11 protein-coding genes are annotated in these 16,878 nt (G+C 42.2%); 7 read left to right on the forward strand and 4 right to left on the reverse strand.

The features are described 5' to 3' along the window. Nucleotides 1-128 precede the first annotated feature (128 nt). The 4 genes from AAC052_RS06650 to AAC052_RS06665 are packed head-to-tail and all read left to right on the forward strand — an operon-like array spanning nt 129 to nt 5,059. Nucleotides 129-1,010 (forward strand): glycosyltransferase, encoded by an 882-nt coding sequence (locus AAC052_RS06650; RefSeq protein WP_339811908.1) that lies wholly within the window; start codon nt 129-131, stop codon nt 1,008-1,010. Between the two features lie 13 nt (nt 1,011-1,023). Then, a complete protein-coding gene (locus AAC052_RS06655; protein ID WP_339811910.1) occupies nt 1,024-1,944 on the forward strand; it encodes a methyltransferase domain-containing protein in 921 nt (306 codons plus the stop codon). A 58-nt stretch (nt 1,945-2,002) separates the two neighbouring features. After that, on the forward strand, nt 2,003-3,856 hold the full coding sequence (gene asnB, locus AAC052_RS06660) for an asparagine synthase (glutamine-hydrolyzing) (RefSeq protein WP_339811912.1): 1,854 nt from the start codon (nt 2,003-2,005) through the stop codon (nt 3,854-3,856). Continuing rightward, entirely contained in the window at nt 3,857-5,059 is a 1,203-nt protein-coding gene (locus tag AAC052_RS06665; protein ID WP_339811914.1) for a glycosyltransferase, read from the forward strand. A gap of 18 nt (nt 5,060-5,077) precedes the next feature. On the opposite strand, the gene AAC052_RS06670 is transcribed toward AAC052_RS06665, so the two are convergent. From AAC052_RS06670 to AAC052_RS06685, 4 genes are all read right to left on the reverse strand, one after another. After that, nucleotides 5,078-6,553, reverse strand: coding sequence for a hypothetical protein (locus AAC052_RS06670; RefSeq protein ID WP_339811915.1), 1,476 nt, complete (start codon nt 6,551-6,553; stop codon nt 5,078-5,080). Nucleotides 6,554-6,624: 71 nt separating this feature from the next. Continuing rightward, complete coding sequence (gene rffA, locus AAC052_RS06675) at nt 6,625-7,758, reverse strand: dTDP-4-amino-4,6-dideoxygalactose transaminase (RefSeq protein WP_339811918.1); 1,134 nt, start codon at nt 7,756-7,758, stop codon at nt 6,625-6,627. 10 nt (nt 7,759-7,768) lie between these two features. After that, nucleotides 7,769-8,701, reverse strand: a complete 933-nt coding sequence (locus AAC052_RS06680) for a glycosyltransferase family 2 protein (protein ID WP_339811920.1) — start codon at nt 8,699-8,701, stop codon at nt 7,769-7,771. Nucleotides 8,702-8,760: 59 nt separating this feature from the next. Beyond that, on the reverse strand, nt 8,761-9,567 hold the full coding sequence (locus tag AAC052_RS06685; protein ID WP_339811922.1) for a hypothetical protein: 807 nt from the start codon (nt 9,565-9,567) through the stop codon (nt 8,761-8,763). Between the two features lie 200 nt (nt 9,568-9,767). On the opposite strand from AAC052_RS06685, the gene AAC052_RS06690 reads away from it, so the two are divergent. The 3 genes from AAC052_RS06690 (at nt 9,768) to AAC052_RS06700 (ending at nt 16,749) form a co-directional block, all read left to right on the forward strand. Beyond that, nucleotides 9,768-15,509, forward strand: coding sequence for a PKD domain-containing protein (locus AAC052_RS06690; protein WP_339811924.1), 5,742 nt, complete (start codon nt 9,768-9,770; stop codon nt 15,507-15,509). 233 nt (nt 15,510-15,742) lie between these two features. Further along, entirely contained in the window at nt 15,743-16,225 is a 483-nt protein-coding gene (locus AAC052_RS06695; protein ID WP_317488324.1) for an Lrp/AsnC family transcriptional regulator, read from the forward strand. Between the two features lie 2 nt (nt 16,226-16,227). Then, a complete protein-coding gene (locus tag AAC052_RS06700) occupies nt 16,228-16,749 on the forward strand; it encodes a phosphoribosyltransferase family protein (RefSeq protein ID WP_317488323.1) in 522 nt (173 codons plus the stop codon). The last annotated feature ends 129 nt before the right edge of the window (nt 16,750-16,878 follow it).

A 16,878-nucleotide genomic window follows, 5' to 3' on the forward strand; every position in this document is an offset into this window, starting at 1 on the left:
ATTTAAAAATTAAGGTTCAATTAAAAATCTACCCGAAACTTGGTTTTTCCAAAATGAGACAAGTTCGTCGACTATGAAACATAAGGATATCTTGTTGTAATCAAGAACTTATCTATCGCTTGAATTAAATGGATCGGAACCCCCTTTTCTCTATTATCATCCCCACCTACAACAGGGCAGCTTTCATCGAAAGTACGATCAGAAAGCTACAAAACCAGAAGTTTACGGATTTTGAAATTGTGATCGTTGATGATGGGTCTGTTGATGGCACAAAATCTATCGTTGAAAAGATAGAGGACAGTCGAATCGTTTACACGTATATCAAAAATGGCGAGAGAGGGGCCGCCAGGAACAAAGGGGTTAGTATATCGAGAGGCGACTACGTCACTTTTCTGGATTCTGATGACGAGCTTCTACCACATTTCTTGCAGACTGCTTATGATTTCATTAGCGAAAACGAGGAAATCCCTATTTTTCATATTGCATACGAGGTCAGGGATTCGAATGGTAAGGTCTTGTCAAAGGTTATATTGCCGAGAACTGTCAATCACCTTTTGGTTGAAGGCAATCCGTTAAGCTGTATAGGTATTTTACTTCGCAGAGACGTTGCAGTTGACAACCCTTTTTCTGAGCAAAGGCAATTAGCTGGGTCAGAAGACTGGGTGCTTTGGCTCAAGCTGGCTTCCCGCTTTGCCTTTCCTCATATCCCGACTATTTCAGCGTACCTGATACAACACGACGAAAGAAGTGTCATGCGGACAGATGTGGCCACCCTTGAGAAACGAATTCAGCTTGCCGGCGAGTTAGTGATGAAAGATGGTTTTGTAACACAGAAGTTTTCTGGAAAGGAAGGTGTCATTTGGGCCCATCTGTACTTGTATGTGGCGCTTCACGGAGTTCTTGCTGGGAGTAGAAAGACTGGCTTGCGTTATGTATTGAAAGCTACGCAAAAGCATTGGCCATCCTTATTCACAACCAAGGTACTTGTTATATTTGCAAAACTGTTTTAACGCTAGTGATTCAATGAGTGTTGACATCAAATTACCAGAGGGGCAGAAAGAAAATTTTGTTAACGGAATTTACAGGTGTGCTGATGATGCGAACTACTCAGAGTCATTTGGCTTTCAATGGAATAAATTTCAACGCACGCAAATTGATCAGTTTGAAAAGGGGCTGGTTCAAAGTCGACTGAGATTGTTTGCTGAAACTGCCTGGAAACCTTCCGAATTAGCGAATTTGAACATCCTTGAAGTAGGCAGTGGAGCCGGAAGGTTTACCAGAGCGCTGCTCGAAAGTACAGAGTCAAACGTTTATAGCGTCGATTCTTCGACGGCAGTGAATGCCAATCTGGCCAATAACTCCCGCTTCGGGAGTCGCTTAAAAATCTTTCAGGCAAGTATCTACGACCTCCCATTTGCTCCGGAACAATTCGACAAAGTAATATGCATTGGCGTGCTGCAACATACTCCTGATTTCAAGAAGTCTGTTGCCTGCCTGGCTGCAATGCTGAAAAAGAATGGTGAGCTTGTTATTGACTTCTATCCGGTCACTGGCTGGTGGACAAAGATCCATGCCAAGTATATACTGCGACCAATTACGAGGCGTATGTCACATGCTCGACTTCTGGCCATAATTGAAGCAAATGCTGGTTGGCTTATTAAGACCTACTTTTTTTTCGAAAGAATAGGTCTCGGTCGAATTTTGAATAGGTTCTTGCCAATATGTGATATCAAGAATACTTTACCCGAAGGTCTTTCTTATGAAGAACTCAAGGAATGGGTTGTGCTGGATACTTTCGATATGTTTTCGCCAAGATATGACCAACCTCAGAAACCCGAAGTAGTTAGAAAGTGGGCTGAAGAGTCTGGTCTTGAGGCTAGTTTTTGTGGGTATGTGCCACTCGAAAAGGGTAGTGCGGCAGTGGTTCGGGCCATAAAAAAATGATAATTGCTGGTAGTTTATTTTTGGCAGGTCGTTAAGTTGATGCTTAAAACAATCTGATATGTGTGGCATTTTTGGTGCAGCGGTAGACGGAAGGCCACTTGATCGGGTGTTATTTCAAACTGTGTCAGGTGTTTTGGCGCACCGTGGGCCTGATGCCGAAGGCTTATTTTTCTCCCCCGACGGTAATCTGGGGCTGGGGCACAGGAGACTTAGCGTGATTGACTTGAGGGACATTGCCAACCAACCCATGTCGACTCCTGATGGAAGGTGGGCCATTGTTTACAACGGCGAAGTATACAACTACAGGGAAGTTAGGCAAGAACTCGCACTCGAGGGAGCTGGGCCTTTCCTGACGGATTCTGACACTGAGGTAATTCTCCTGGCCTGGCGGCAGTGGGGACCACAAGCCGTCAATCGATTCAATGGCATGTTTGCCTTTTCCATTTGGGACCAGCAGGAAGAAGAACTTTGGCTTTGTCGGGATCGTTTGGGTATCAAGCCGTTGTTTTATTCGATAACCGATGGGCTGGCATTTGCTTCCGAGCTGAAGGGAGTTCTTCCTCTGTTATCCCGGAAGCCTACAGTGTCAAAACATGCCCTAAAAGCGTTTCTTCATTTAGGATTTATACCTGAGCCGGGAACAATTTTTGAGGAGATAAGCAAGTTTCCCTCAGGACACTACGGCCGATACAAGAACGGACATTTGGAGCTGACTGCTTATTGGCATCCAGATCGCCGAATACAAGAACAGTCCAATGCTACTGAGGAGGAAGCGATCCAATCCTTTCAGGAAGGACTTTATTCTTCAGTAAAGTACAGAATGATAGCCGATGTGCCGTTTGGCACCTTTCTTAGTGGCGGCACAGACTCTTCGCTGGTTACGGCGATTGCCTCAGACTTATCATCTCAACAATTAAAGACATTTTCTATTGGGTTCAAGGAAGCGAAGTTTGATGAGAGCCAATTTGCGATGAAAGTTGCCAGCCATTTAAGGACAGATCATACTTCCGTTATGCTGGAGGAGAAAGACGCCATGCCCTTGCTTTTGGAAATGATGGCTACTTTTGATGAACCTTTTGCCGATACCTCTGCCATTCCTACGATGCTTGTTTCACAGCTGGCCCGGGAAAAGGTCACCGTTATTTTGACAGGCGACGGTGGTGACGAGTTGTTTTTGGGCTACGGAGCACATGATTGGGCGAGACGCCTGAGCGCAAGCCTGGCTAGGCCTTTCGCCACTCCTGTGAGTCAGCTACTGGCTCATGGAAACTCTCGGTTCAAAAGAATAGGACATCTGTTCGAAGGAGCCGGTTTCGAGTCCATAAGAGACCATATCTTCTCCCAGGAGCAATATTTCTTTTCAAACGCAGAGTTGGCCAGATTGATAAACGATTCTTACCAAACAAAGCCTTATTCGTACAGCGACCCAGCGGAGCTGGCGAGGCAGCTGACGGCAGCTGAACAACAGGCGCTGTTTGACTTAAAGGTATACCTCAAAGATGACCTTTTGACGAAAGTAGATAGAAGCTCTATGAAATACGGCCTTGAATGTCGGGTACCTTTGCTCGACTACAGGCTTGTGGAAATGGCAATTAATATGCCAGTTTCTTTAAAAAGGCGAAACGGTGAGAGAAAATGGATGCTAAAAAAAATACTGGAAAATTACCTTCCAAAGGCGCTTATTTACCGTCCCAAGTGGGGGTTTTCAGTGCCGTTGGCCAGCTGGCTCAGGGGAGAGATGTTTTTCCTTATAGAAACTTATCTGGATGACGACCTTGTTGATGCTATTGGCGTGGTGAATAAACAAGTTGTCAATGCCTTGATTAAACGGTTTCTTCGGGGAGAGGATTATTTGTACCAGCGTCTTTGGGCGTTGATTGTAGTGCATCGTTGGATGAAGGAAAACCAATAAATGGCGAAAAGGATACTATATATCACATACGATGGGTTAACAGATCCCCTTGGCCAGAGCCAAGTGTTGCCGTATCTGTTGGCCTTATCGCAAAAAGCAATTGAATTTCATATTCTGAGTTTCGAAAAGAAGGAGAATTATGAAAGCCAAAAGGATGTAATAACGTCTACTATCAGGGATAGTCCTATTGTTTGGCATCCGCAGGTTTACCATCGGCACCCTCCAATAATTTCGACTATGTTTGATTTATGGTGGATGACGTACCAGGCTAAGGCTTTGCACAGGAAGCATGTGTTTGATGGAACCTGGTGCAGAAGTTATATTCCTGCGCTGGTTGGCCTGGCGTTGAAAAGAAAGTCTAATGTTCCTTTTATTTTTGATATGCGAGGTTTCTGGCCAGACGAAAGAGTGGAAGGAGGGTCTTGGCCGCAGACTAACCCGGTTTTTAGAACTGTGTATAGGTACTTCAAAAAGAAAGAGAAGCAGCTTTTAGCGGAAGCCGATCACGTAGTTGTATTAACGAATAAGGCCAGCCAGCTTTTAAAAACCAGATCGCTGCATAATAATCCAATCCCGAAGCAAATTTCTACAATACCCTGCTGTGTAGACATGGATTTGTTTGATCCAGCGAAAGTAACTGTGGCACAAAAAAATAGTGTGAGGAACGAACTAGGTATAGCGCCTTCAGATGCTGTATTGGTCTATGCAGGTTCCTTGGGCACCTGGTATATGATGCAAGAAATGCTGCAATACTTTGGGGAGCTAAAGAAAGCGAAACAAGGATGGAAATTTTTGTTTCTGACCAGAGATAGCCCCGTGTCGTTGCTGCAAGATGCCAGGCTGACAGGGCTTACCGAAAGCGACGTACTTATCAAATCCTGTAGCAGAAGGGAGATGCCTGTTTATTTATCGATTGCAAACATGGCCATTTCGTTTATCCAGCCGGTTTTTAGCAAGCAAGCGTCGTCGCCTACCAAACTAGCCGAATACATGTCGATGGGGTTGGTGACAGCTTGCAATAGTGGGGTAGGAGACGTCGATCTCTTGATGCGTGATGCTTATTCCGGTGTTGTTGATCCAGCATCCTTTTCAACCTCTAATTTGGATAAACTAGCAAAGGAAGGTATTCGCTCCATTGCTGAGAGAAATTTCTCTCTGGAACGAGGGTTAAAGACATATTCTTCTGTCTTAGAGTCATTCTAGGCTCTTATATTTTATCTTTCAGACGAACGGGTTCTTGTGAGTGATGCGCCGCCGGTGGTAAATTGCGTCAAAGAATATGAGACTCAAAAGAAGGAACTCTGAAAATAGTGGTTCAAACATTCTCCATTCAATGGATCTAAGAAAAATCGGGAATAATATAATAACGATTATAGGAATGGATACAACTACCCAAGTTTCTGGTTCTCGATTCAATAGATAAAAAGCACCAATCACCCCGAAAGTCAGCGTTACCCAGTATAGCCCGGAAGTCCAAATTTTTAGAAGTAACTGAATGGGGTGATAACAAGGGTTTGACGAGTGAATTGGCAAATAGTAGGAGCCACTATTAACAATAAACCTCTTGGCCAAAATTAGCGGTGTTAGTAAATAATATCGAAAAGGTCGTTCTTTTTTATAGATGGATGTTAGGTTATTAAATTCCGACACAACTTGCTCCTCAAGTACTGGAGAAAAGCTACCCTGCAATTTGACATACTTGTCCCTAACGTTTTTTATTTCTTCAATTCCATACTTATCGGTGAAAACGTATGTGGGAAATTTAAACTCACAGTGTATTTCGGGTGTGGGAATAAAATAACACCCTGCGGCACTTTTCTCCCAAAATATAATGTCACCACCCCATGCCTGTACAAATTTGCGATAGGCAAAGTCAGCTTCGGTGTAGCTATATCCCGCTGTAGTAGTTATCTGAAGTGGAACAAATTTTTTGTATACCCCATAGTTTCTTATAATCCAGGGAGTAAGTACTACAACCAGAGGAATTGAAACGATTGCTGTTCTGGAGACCACCCTTCGAAGAGAATTGATCATATTTGGTTCCTTTATTTCTTCAATAAGAAATTGCACACCGACAGGAATAAATAGTAAAACCATATATGCCTTGAGACATGCTAGTAGGGCAATCATCAACCCCAAAACGAACAGGTTAGTGTTATTTTTTTTGTTTACGTAGCTTAGATAAGTGTAGATAAAAATTAGTATTAAGCTACTGGTCAAACTCTCTGGACTTATATAATTTGAAGAGTGAGAGAAATTGTAACTGAATATCAAAAGCAATACGCCAATCCAATAGGTGATTTTTGAACAGCCAAGCATCAGGAGAGTTAATCCAAAGTAGAGTATTGCTAATGATTCTATTACGACTTGAAAAATGACTACTGCATCGTAAGCAGCAGCTAGATTAAAAAAATTTCTGAATAAGAGGTATGGCAGGCTATAGTAGGGCATCCGTCCGGCATACACTCGCTCCTTTCCGTTATCGAAAAAATAAGTGCCAGTTTGGATATAGTTTTCCATAGCGCCAGTGTAAGAAAAGGTGTCTCCAGAGCTAATTGCTAACACCCCGATTGATCGATCAGGATTGGAACATCTGGTTAGATAGGCTTGGTAGCTGGCTTCGGTGATTTTGAAAGTAGAGATTATAATGAAAAGATAAACTCCAGACTTTAAAGTTATAGTGGGTTTTGGATTCATTTTTTTGATAGGCTAAGCGCAGGCAAAAAATATTACTAGCAGCTCTGCGTTTGTTATTGGTGTTTCTATACTCATTCGTTTTGAAAGAACTCCTTAATCAGCCCTACTATGTACAACTGTTGCTCCTCGGTCAATTCGTAGAAGAAAGGAAGACGTATCAGACATTCGCTAAACCTATCCGAATTCGGGTGGGAGCCGCCGTGTCCGTAATTTTTAAAAAACGGACTGCTATGAAGCGATAGATAATGAAAAACGGCAAGAACCCCTTTGCTTTTCAAGAAGGTCAAAAGATTTTGTTGCTCATCTAGATTCCTACAGAGTAAGTAAAACAGGTGTCCGTTATTAGTGGCAAAATTCGGGATGATTGGTAGAAGTACTTCATTCCCAACAGCGATAGGGAATAATTGCTCGTAATATTTATTCCAAATTGATTTTCGCTTGTTCTGGATGATCTCTATTTTTTCCAATTGGGCGTAAAGAAATGCAGCAATTATTTCTGATGGAAGAAATGAAGACCCTATATCCACCCAATTGTATTTATCCACTTCCCCTCTCCAGAAGGCAGCTCTGTTAGTGCCTTTTTCCCAAATAATTTCAGCTCTTTCAATGAATCGACCATCATTAATGACCAGCATTCCCCCTTCACCAGAACTTATGTTTTTTGTTTCGTGAAAAGAAAATGTGCCAAAGTGTCCAAGAGAGCCAAGTGGCTTGTCTTTGTAATACGAATCGATGGCTTGAGCAGCATCTTCAATAACAAATAGATTATTCCTTTCTGCCAGTGCCATGATTTCATCCATGGCACAAGCAACCCCACCGTAATGAACAACGACAATTGCTTTAGTCTTTTTTGTGATCAGGCCACCAATTAAATTATGGTCGATATTAGGATGAGTAATATAGGAGTCGCAGAACACAATTCTTGCGCCCCGAAGGACAAAGGCATTGGCGGTTGATACAAAAGTATAGGAGGGTATGATAACCTCATCTCCTGGCTTAATGTCTAATAATATCGCTGACATCTCAAGGGCATCCGTGCAAGAAGTAGTTAGAAGACACTTCCGGAACCCATATTTTTTTTGAAAAAAATCGTGACATTTCTTTGTGAAAAACCCATTGCCTGAGATTTTTCCATTTGCGAAAGCTATTTCAACATTTTTTATTTCTTCACCGATAATGAACGGTTTGTTGAATGGGATATCCATGACTAGATGATCAGGCGTTTATCTTATCTGCAATGATATATTGAGGCCTATCTTTTACAGTGTCAAAAACTTTCCCAAGATAAGTTCCTATTAATCCTAGGCTTAGTATGATCAGTCCAGACAGAAACCAAATAGATAGTATCAAACTAGTATATCCTGCCACAGCTATTTTTCCAGTTATGTATTCGACTAAATAATACAATGACGTCAAAAACGACACGAAGGAAATAGCAAAGCCAAACCGTGTCATGAGCGTAAGTGGCTTGTTTGAGTAAGTAAGAATTATATTTTCCGCAAGCAGAAACAGCTTTTTCAGCGTGTAAGTTGATTTCCCTCTTTTTCTGGATTCATGGACAACGGGCACCGAACTTTTCCTAAAGCCCACCCATTGGACAGAAAAGCTAAAAGTCTTGTAATACTCTCGTAATGAAAGTGAGGCAAGAATAGCCTTTTTCGAATATATCCCGAAGTTTCCAATACTTCCATCGAATTGAATATGAGTCATCGTAGATAGGAGCCAATAGAAACCATTGGAGAACCAACGTTTAAATAAGGGTTGATTTCTTGTGTTCCTTTTTGCAAGAACAACCTCATATCCTTCGAGTGCTTTTGCATATAAATGCTCAATATCTGCTGGGTTATCTTGCAAGTCACAATCCATTACAACGACCCAATCATACCTAGCTTGTTTTAATCCACAGAATATTGCGGGATGCTGTCCGAAGTTGCGACTCAGATTGATTCCAACAATATGGGAGTGTGCTTCACAAATTTTGGATATTTCACGCCAAGAATTATCGTAGCTGCCGTCATTAACCAATATAACTTCATAGTTAGCATATTTACCATGAAGTTCTAGTTCTATCTTCTCGATCAGTTCGAAAAGCACGTCAGCCGCTTGGTATACTGGAATGACAACAGATAATGAATCAGTATATTTCATCGAGGTCTTGAAGTTGTCGTGATGACTTCAGGTGCATTGAAATTCATAAAAAACCTTGATTAAAAAGGGGTAAATTTAGCTTTTTCTGGCAGAAGGTAATTCATAAAGGAAATTTCCTGCTTGTTCAGCATTTTCTTATATTTTCTTACAGACACATCAAAGTAACTGTACTCATCTTTAAAATCAACCATTTTAGTATCCATCACTATCCTAATGAGGTCTTTTGGATGTCGCCAGTTGTCCAAAATTTCATTGAGTTGCTTATACTTTTTTTCAAGAGGTACTTCGTTAAACTGTGGCCCAAGCTTACCAGAAATATTTTTCGCTGGAACTCCGGCATAGATACTATTGAACGTCATTCTTTCGGTAATTACTGATCCAACTAGTGCCATGGCTTTATCTTCAATTACAACAGGAGAGACAATGCAGTGCCCTACTAGCCAAACATCGTTGCCAATTTCAAGACTTTTCTCCGATAAAAAATTGCAGCCTTCCAGTTGATCGCCATATTTTATATGAGACCAAAGTTGGGAGTGAGCGCCGATGCCGCAGTTATTTCCAATACTTACACCACCAATAGAATCGATAATTGTGTATTGGCCGATCCATGCGTTGTGACCTATTTTACATGGTTTGTAGCCATGAATATTGGTGTGATGATGGATTTTGGAGTAGTCGCCTAGAAATAGTTCGTCAACTATAATTTGTACTTGCTCGCCAATATAAACATTGTCACCTACCACTATTCTCTTCGCTTTCCCACTTATGCCTCTGATGAAAGCTGTGGGGTGCATCCTGAAGTTTTTGCCAATTGAAATTTCTTCCGACTCAATGTTGACTAGATTAGAAGATTCTTTTAGACTCATAAGGGGTGATTTGGGTTACTTTTATCAATTTTCAGTTATAAATGTAGTATGATCTTGGTGTCAAAATTCGCCCAAGACCTAATTTACTTCCATCGCTCTAAAAACAAATTCAATTCGTCGAATAATTCTAATTCTTTGTGTGGTTAATCCTAATTTTACGTATTAGGGTCTAATCGATTCTAATACGGGAGTTCAAGCGGATGAAACTTACTTTTCTGTTCCTATTTATTTTAATCACTGTGGGTGCTTTTGCTCAGTGCCCAACCGTTGAGATCTCTGTTTCGGGCAGTGTTTGTATGGAGGAGAGTTTGACGGTGAGTAATACTACGATAAATGCTTCATCTTATTACTGGGATTTTTGCTCTGGGGATTTGGGTACAACACCAGTTATTAGCAATGTAGTTTCTATCAGTGGAAGTGGTAATGCAAGAGACATTGAGATTATTGAAGCTGGGGGCAATTGGTATGGGTTTGTAGTCGACCAGACCCAGAATAAGATAACTAGGCTTGATTATGGAACCTCGCTATTAAACACGCCGCAGATTGTTAGTTTAGGTAATCCTTCGAACCTTCTGAGTGGAGCAACTCCAATAAAAATTATTAAGGAGAGTGGACAGTGGTATGGTTTGGTACATAACGGAGGGAGTAAAAACATCATAAGGGTTTTGTTTGGAGCCTCTATTACAAATGCGTCACCTACTGCTGAGATCGCAGTGACAAACATTGGGAATACATCAAGTAATATGAGCTATGGGTATGATGGTTCCAATTTGGTTGTTGTGTTGTCACATTACATTGGGACTAATTTTAGTGTTGTCAATTTTGGTGCTTCGATTACCAATAACCCTGTGTCTCCGGCAGATATATTAACCACTCCAGCAGTAAGTGGTGCCGGCCTAGCTGATGTTAAGGTTTATAGTGACTGTGGCCAGTACTATGCTTTTTCAGTAGGCTATGATAACAATAGCCTTTATATGTTGTCATTTGGTAGTACACTCTTCTCGCAGCCAGTTGTAGCCAAGATAGGCACGTCCGTATTTGCGAAGAAGCCCTATTCAATAGATGTAGTAAAAGAAGGGGGGAAATATATTGGTTTGGTTTCGGGGACATCTTCTTCCTTGTACCGGGTTAATTTAGGGGCCACTCTTAGTGCTGTAAGTGTAGCTGTAGCAGATATTTCATCTGTTCTGTCTGGAAATATCTATAGTGTTGCTATTACACCTTTTCAGGGCAGTTGGCTTTCTCATCAAATCAGTACAACTGGTCAATTGACACGCAGTGTTTTTGCGAAAGACTGCGGGCAGAGTGTGAGTTATTCTACAGCAGAAATCCCGTTGGATATATTCTACAATCAATCAGGGTCTCACGATATTACCTTGTATGCTACTGGTGCAGGTGGTTCGAAAAGCAGCATGACCAAGACTGTTGTTGTGTCTACTCAAACAGCTCCTGACATTGATTTTAGTATAGACGCCTCCAGGTGCATCAGCAACAGCAATAGTTTCACAAGCATAGATGGTGGCGACATCACCACCTACTCCTGGGACTTCGATGGCGATGGGATAGAAGACTCCACAGACCCGAATCCGACCTATCAATATTTGAGTACAGGTACTTATATAGCCACTTTGATTGTAAGTAATGCTGGTGGATGCAGCAATAATATCAGTCACTCTATAACTATTTATCCCGAGCCTCCTGTGGCATCTTTTGACTATTCTGCTGCCAATTTGTGCAGTAATACTGCGATTCAATTCAATAATTTGACTGATGAGGCTGGTTTGGAAGGTGTAATCGAATATGTGTGGGATTTTAATGGAGAAGGTAGTAGCACTTTGTCTAGTCCTACATTTACATTTACAACACCTGGGGATAAAACGGTGGGTTTACAGGCTATTATTCCTGGTTGTAGTTCTATAATAGTTACCCAACAGGTTACGGTTGCAGAAGGACCACAAGCCAACTTTTCTTACATAGGCAACTGTTTTGGCGAAGCGATTCAATTTACCAACCTGTCTTCAGGAGTAGACATTTCAGGCTATAGTTGGGACTTTGGAGATGGCTCTGGGATTTCGATTATGGAGAATCCTTCCCATAGTTTTTCTGTGACGGGCACGTATACAGTAGGTCTTACAGTGACTAACCTTACTGGATGTAGTACCACATTTAGCCAGGATATTGTGGTATCAGATGCGCTGAAAGTTGATTTTACATATAGTTCTCTGGTGGAGAATATACCGATTCAGTTTACGACGCAAGACCTGACAGGGGCAGATGACCAGATTACAGGATGGTTATGGGATTTTGCTGGGTTTGGCACTTCGATAGAACAAAACCCTCTATTTTCCTTTGCGACTCCTGGAGACTATATTATTTCATTGAGTATTGCGACAATGCAGGGCTGTAATGAGAGTATTCAAAAAACTATTACGGTAAGTACAGCTATTTGCCCAACCGTTGAGATCTCTGTTTCGGGCAGTGTTTGTATGGAGGAGAGTTTGACGGTGAGTAATACTACGATAAATGCTTCATCTTATTACTGGGATTTTTGCTCTGGGGATTTGGGTACAACACCAGTTATTAGCAATGTAGTTTCTATCAGTGGAAGTGGTAATGCAAGAGACATTGAGATTATTGAAGCTGGGGGCAATTGGTATGGGTTTGTAGTCGACCAGACCCAGAATAAGATAACTAGGCTTGATTATGGAACCTCGCTATTAAACACGCCGCAGATTGTTAGTTTAGGTAATCCTTCGAACCTTCTGAGTGGAGCAACTCCAATAAAAATTATTAAGGAGAGTGGACAGTGGTATGGTTTGGTACATAACGGAGGGAGTAAAAACATCATAAGGGTTTTGTTTGGAGCCTCTATTACAAATGCGTCACCTACTGCTGAGATCGCAGTGACAAACATTGGGAATACATCAAGTAATATGAGCTATGGGTATGATGGTTCCAATTTGGTTGTTGTGTTGTCACATTACATTGGGACTAATTTTAGTGTTGTCAATTTTGGTGCTTCGATTACCAATAACCCTGTGTCTCCGGCAGATATATTAACCACTCCAGCAGTAAGTGGTGCCGGCCTAGCTGATGTTAAGGTTTATAGTGACTGTGGCCAGTACTATGCTTTTTCAGTAGGCTATGATAACAATAGCCTTTATATGTTGTCATTTGGTAGTACACTCTTCTCGCAGCCAGTTGTAGCCAAGATAGGCACGTCCGTATTTGCGAAGAAGCCCTATTCAATAGATGTAGTAAAAGAAGGGGGGAAATATATTGGTTTGGTTTCGGGGACATCTTCTTCCTTGTACCGGGTTAATTTAGGGGCCACTCTTAGTGCTGTAAGTGTAGCTGTAGCAGATATTTCATCTGTTCTGTCTGGAAATATCTATAGTGTTGCTATTACACCTTTTCAGGGCAGTTGGCTTTCTCATCAAATCAGTACAACTGGTCAATTGACACGCAGTGTTTTTGCGAAAGACTGCGGGCAGAGTGTGAGTTATTCTACAGCAGAAATCCCGTTGGATATATTCTACAATCAATCAGGGTCTCACGATATTACCTTGTATGCTACTGGTGCAGGTGGTTCGAAAAGCAGCATGACCAAGACTGTTGTTGTGTCTACTCAAACAGCTCCTGACATTGATTTTAGTATAGACGCCTCCAGGTGCATCAGCAACAGCAATAGTTTCACAAGCATAGATGGTGGCGACATCACCACCTACTCCTGGGACTTCGATGGCGATGGGATAGAAGACTCGGCCGATCCTAACCCAACCTTTCAATATTCTTCAGCAGGTGAATACGAAGTAACTCTCACCGTACAAAATGACGGTGGGTGCTCCAACACGGCCAGGCAAACCATAGGCATTTACGACATCAGCGAACCTGATTTTAGCATCACCTACAATGGAGGCCTTTGCAGCAACAACACACTTTCCTTGAAAGACTTAACTCCCAATCTCCCGCCCGACAGCCTTGTCACCTGGACGTGGGATTTTAATGGTGAGGCCACCATACTGGGAAAAGACACCACCTATGCGTTTGCTACAGCTGGAGAAAAAATCATTATGCTAACCGTTGGCATACCGGGCTGCGAAGCGTCCGTGAGCAAGACAATAAACCTGTTAGAAGGGCCAGCAGTAGGATTTACCGTGGGCAGCAATTGCATTAGCCCCACAACGCAGTTCAATAACACAACCACTGGTGACGGAATAACCGGCTACACTTGGGATTTCGGTAACGGCTACACGAGCTCAGTAGAAAACCCCGAAACGTTCTTTGAAACAATCGGCGACTATCAGGTGAGCCTTACTGTAACCAATGACCTTGGTTGCGAAACCACTCTTACAGAGAAAGTGGCGATAAGTGCGATACCTACTCCTGACTTCAAACATGATCTTGCCTGCAGTGGTGCTGCGGTGCAGTTCACTGACCAAAGCACTGCCGAGAATGCCAATATCACGGAGTGGAACTGGGATTTTGCAGGTCTTGGTACGTCTAATGAACGAAATCCGATATTTGAATTCCCAACTTCGGGAAAATATACTGTTACGCTGTCTGTTAGTTCGAACTACGGCTGTTCCAAATTACTTACCAGAGAAATTAATGTACTACCGTCACCAACTGTTGCATTTTTAATCAACACAGGTTGCGAAGGACAGGCCACAACATTTGTTGACCAGTCTGCCAGCGACGCCGACAATCCAATTATTGACCGCTTGTGGAGTATCAATAATCAGTTCTATAGCGCCCCAACCGTCAACGAGGTTTTCAAAAAACCTGGGAGCTACGACGTTACGCTACAGATAACTACGAAAAACCTCTGCACCATTTCATTGACAAAAACTTTGCAGGTCAATGAATTGCCATCAATTGACTTCGGATTCACTTCTGCTTGTGTCAACGAATTAACAGAGTTCAGCGATTTAAGCACCAGCCCAGATGACCCTATTATCAGCAGGAAATGGGATTTCGCTGGACAGGCCTCTGCAAACGGCCCCAAGGCCTACTACCAGTTTAAACAAGCAGGAAACTATAACGTAAGCTTGTTTCTCAAGACTGAGAAAGGATGTGAAATATCGATCAGCAAGAATGTGACCATTAATAACTCACCCGTGGCTGCCTTCAGTCATTCACTATCTGTAGGTCAACTGCCGGTGACAGTTAATTTCACGAATGAATCAAATGGAGCGACGGCTTATTCCTGGTTCGTTGGCGACGGTGTCGCCTCTGTAAGCAACGAGCAGGATATCAGTCAGGTGTTTGATAAGGAGGGCGACTACTTAGTAAGCCTGGTCGCCTATAATGAGTTTGGTTGCTCCGACACAACCAGCACGGTTGTCACTGTTGCTCTTCCAAAAGTAGACCTGCAACTTCGGTCGGTTAACTATACCGACACAGAAGGGAAACTGAAGTTTATTCTGAATATCGCCAATCGGGGCAGTATTGCGCAGACGAACTTCCCCATCGAAATAGTAGTTGATGACCGGGTCACCATTTCAGAAAAATACAGCGGAACAGTAGCGCCAGGCAAGTCGGTTTCTCATACTTTGCAGTTTGAGTTGGTAATAACCAGCAACTCCGTGGAAAAGGTATGCATCAAGCTTGTGCCTGTCCTGAAGGACGCTGAGTTTGAGTTTTCACCTCATGACAACACAAATTGCCTTTCATTTACTGAAGGGTTTCTCGTTAACAACCCATACCCTAACCCTGTTGATGACCTTCTTACATTTGGGCTGATTCTCCCGGAAGCTGGGGATGCCGAAATTACGGTGTTAAGCATGACGGGCCAGCCGATGTTTTCCGAAAAATACTATACGCTAAAGGCCGGCTTAACGGCTGTGTCACTTCAAATGGCTCACTACACGAAGGGAATCTACCTGCTTAGAGTGCAAAGCAAGGGAAATGAAGCAGTTAGGAGAGTCGTAAAAAGGTAAAGTACAGATTGCCTTTCCTTCCATAGTGGTATTCAACCTTTCAGTAGTTTAAGGAATATTATTTGGAATAGGTCAAATTGACAGAAGTTCCTTTTGGTGACAATTTATTGCAAAATTTTATACGCAATACCAAATTCCTTTAATAAATTACTGGTAAATGACAGATAACAAGAAAATTTTAGAATAAAGTATATTATACTTAGCTTTGTAGCAAATTTTATTTGGCAACCCATATGATGAGTAACCTGAATGTTAAACTGGATAAGACTGATCGAAAGATTTTGGAAATTCTTCAGTCTAATGCCAAAATTACTAACGCCCAACTGTCCAAGGAAATTGGACTTTCTCCAGCCCCGACACTTGAAAGAGTAAAAAAGCTCGAAACTTCCGGGCTTATCAAAAGCTATCACGCAAAGCTTGATACAGAAAAAATTGGTTTAGGGGTTAGCACTTTTGTGCAAGTAACTTTAAAAGGCCACAACAAGAGAAACATAGATAAATTTCTCGATGAAATAAACAGGATTGAAGATGTGATTGAGTGCCATCACATTACCGGTAGTGGCGACTTTATTTTGAAAGTAATCGCCAAAGACATTGCCTCCTATCAAAAGCTCATGCTGGAGAAGGTGAGCGAAATTGAAGTAGTCGACAGCCTCCAATCCATGGTAATTCTTGCTACCTTTAAGGACAGTAAAGTTCTACCAATTCCTCAGTAAAAATGCCTAAGGATCAGCAGACGGCCGGCCGCCGTAACATGATATTGGACAAGCCTCAAGTGCTTCAAAAGCTTCGAAGAATGGCTTTTGAGATTGTTGAGTTCAATCTTGACGAAAAAGAAATAGTGCTTGTTGGCATATATGACAAGGGGTTTGAGATTGCCAAAAAGCTGCTTGCGGAAATGGAAGGCATAGCAAAAATGAAGTTAAGCCTGGTCAGGCTCGACATAAATAAGGACGATCCTTCCGCAGATGAGATAAAACTCAACTGTCCGCCTGAGAGCCTCAAAAACAAGTGCGTGGTGCTGGTGGATGATGTGCTCAACAGTGGGCGTACCATGGCCTACGGAATGAGTGTTTTACTAAATGCTGAAATCAAAAGGCTTGAAACTGCCACGTTGGTTGATCGTAGTCACAAAAGATTTCCTATTAGTGCCAACTACAAAGGCTTCGAGCTGTCCACCACAATAGACGAACATGTAGAGGTGGTGCTGGGCAAAGGGATGGGTGTTTATCTTTACTAAAGTTTTGTCCAGCGGTTACCAAAGACAGTGTAATTCAAAAAAAATCTAGCCCAGCAGCTCCTGTAAAATAAGCTCCTGACTTCATCACTGGGACACCCAATCTTCTTGGAATAATTGGATAAGGTTTTT

This window comes from uncultured Imperialibacter sp., assembly GCF_963974565.1.
GTDB lineage: Bacteria > Bacteroidota > Bacteroidia > Cytophagales > Cyclobacteriaceae > Imperialibacter > Imperialibacter roseus.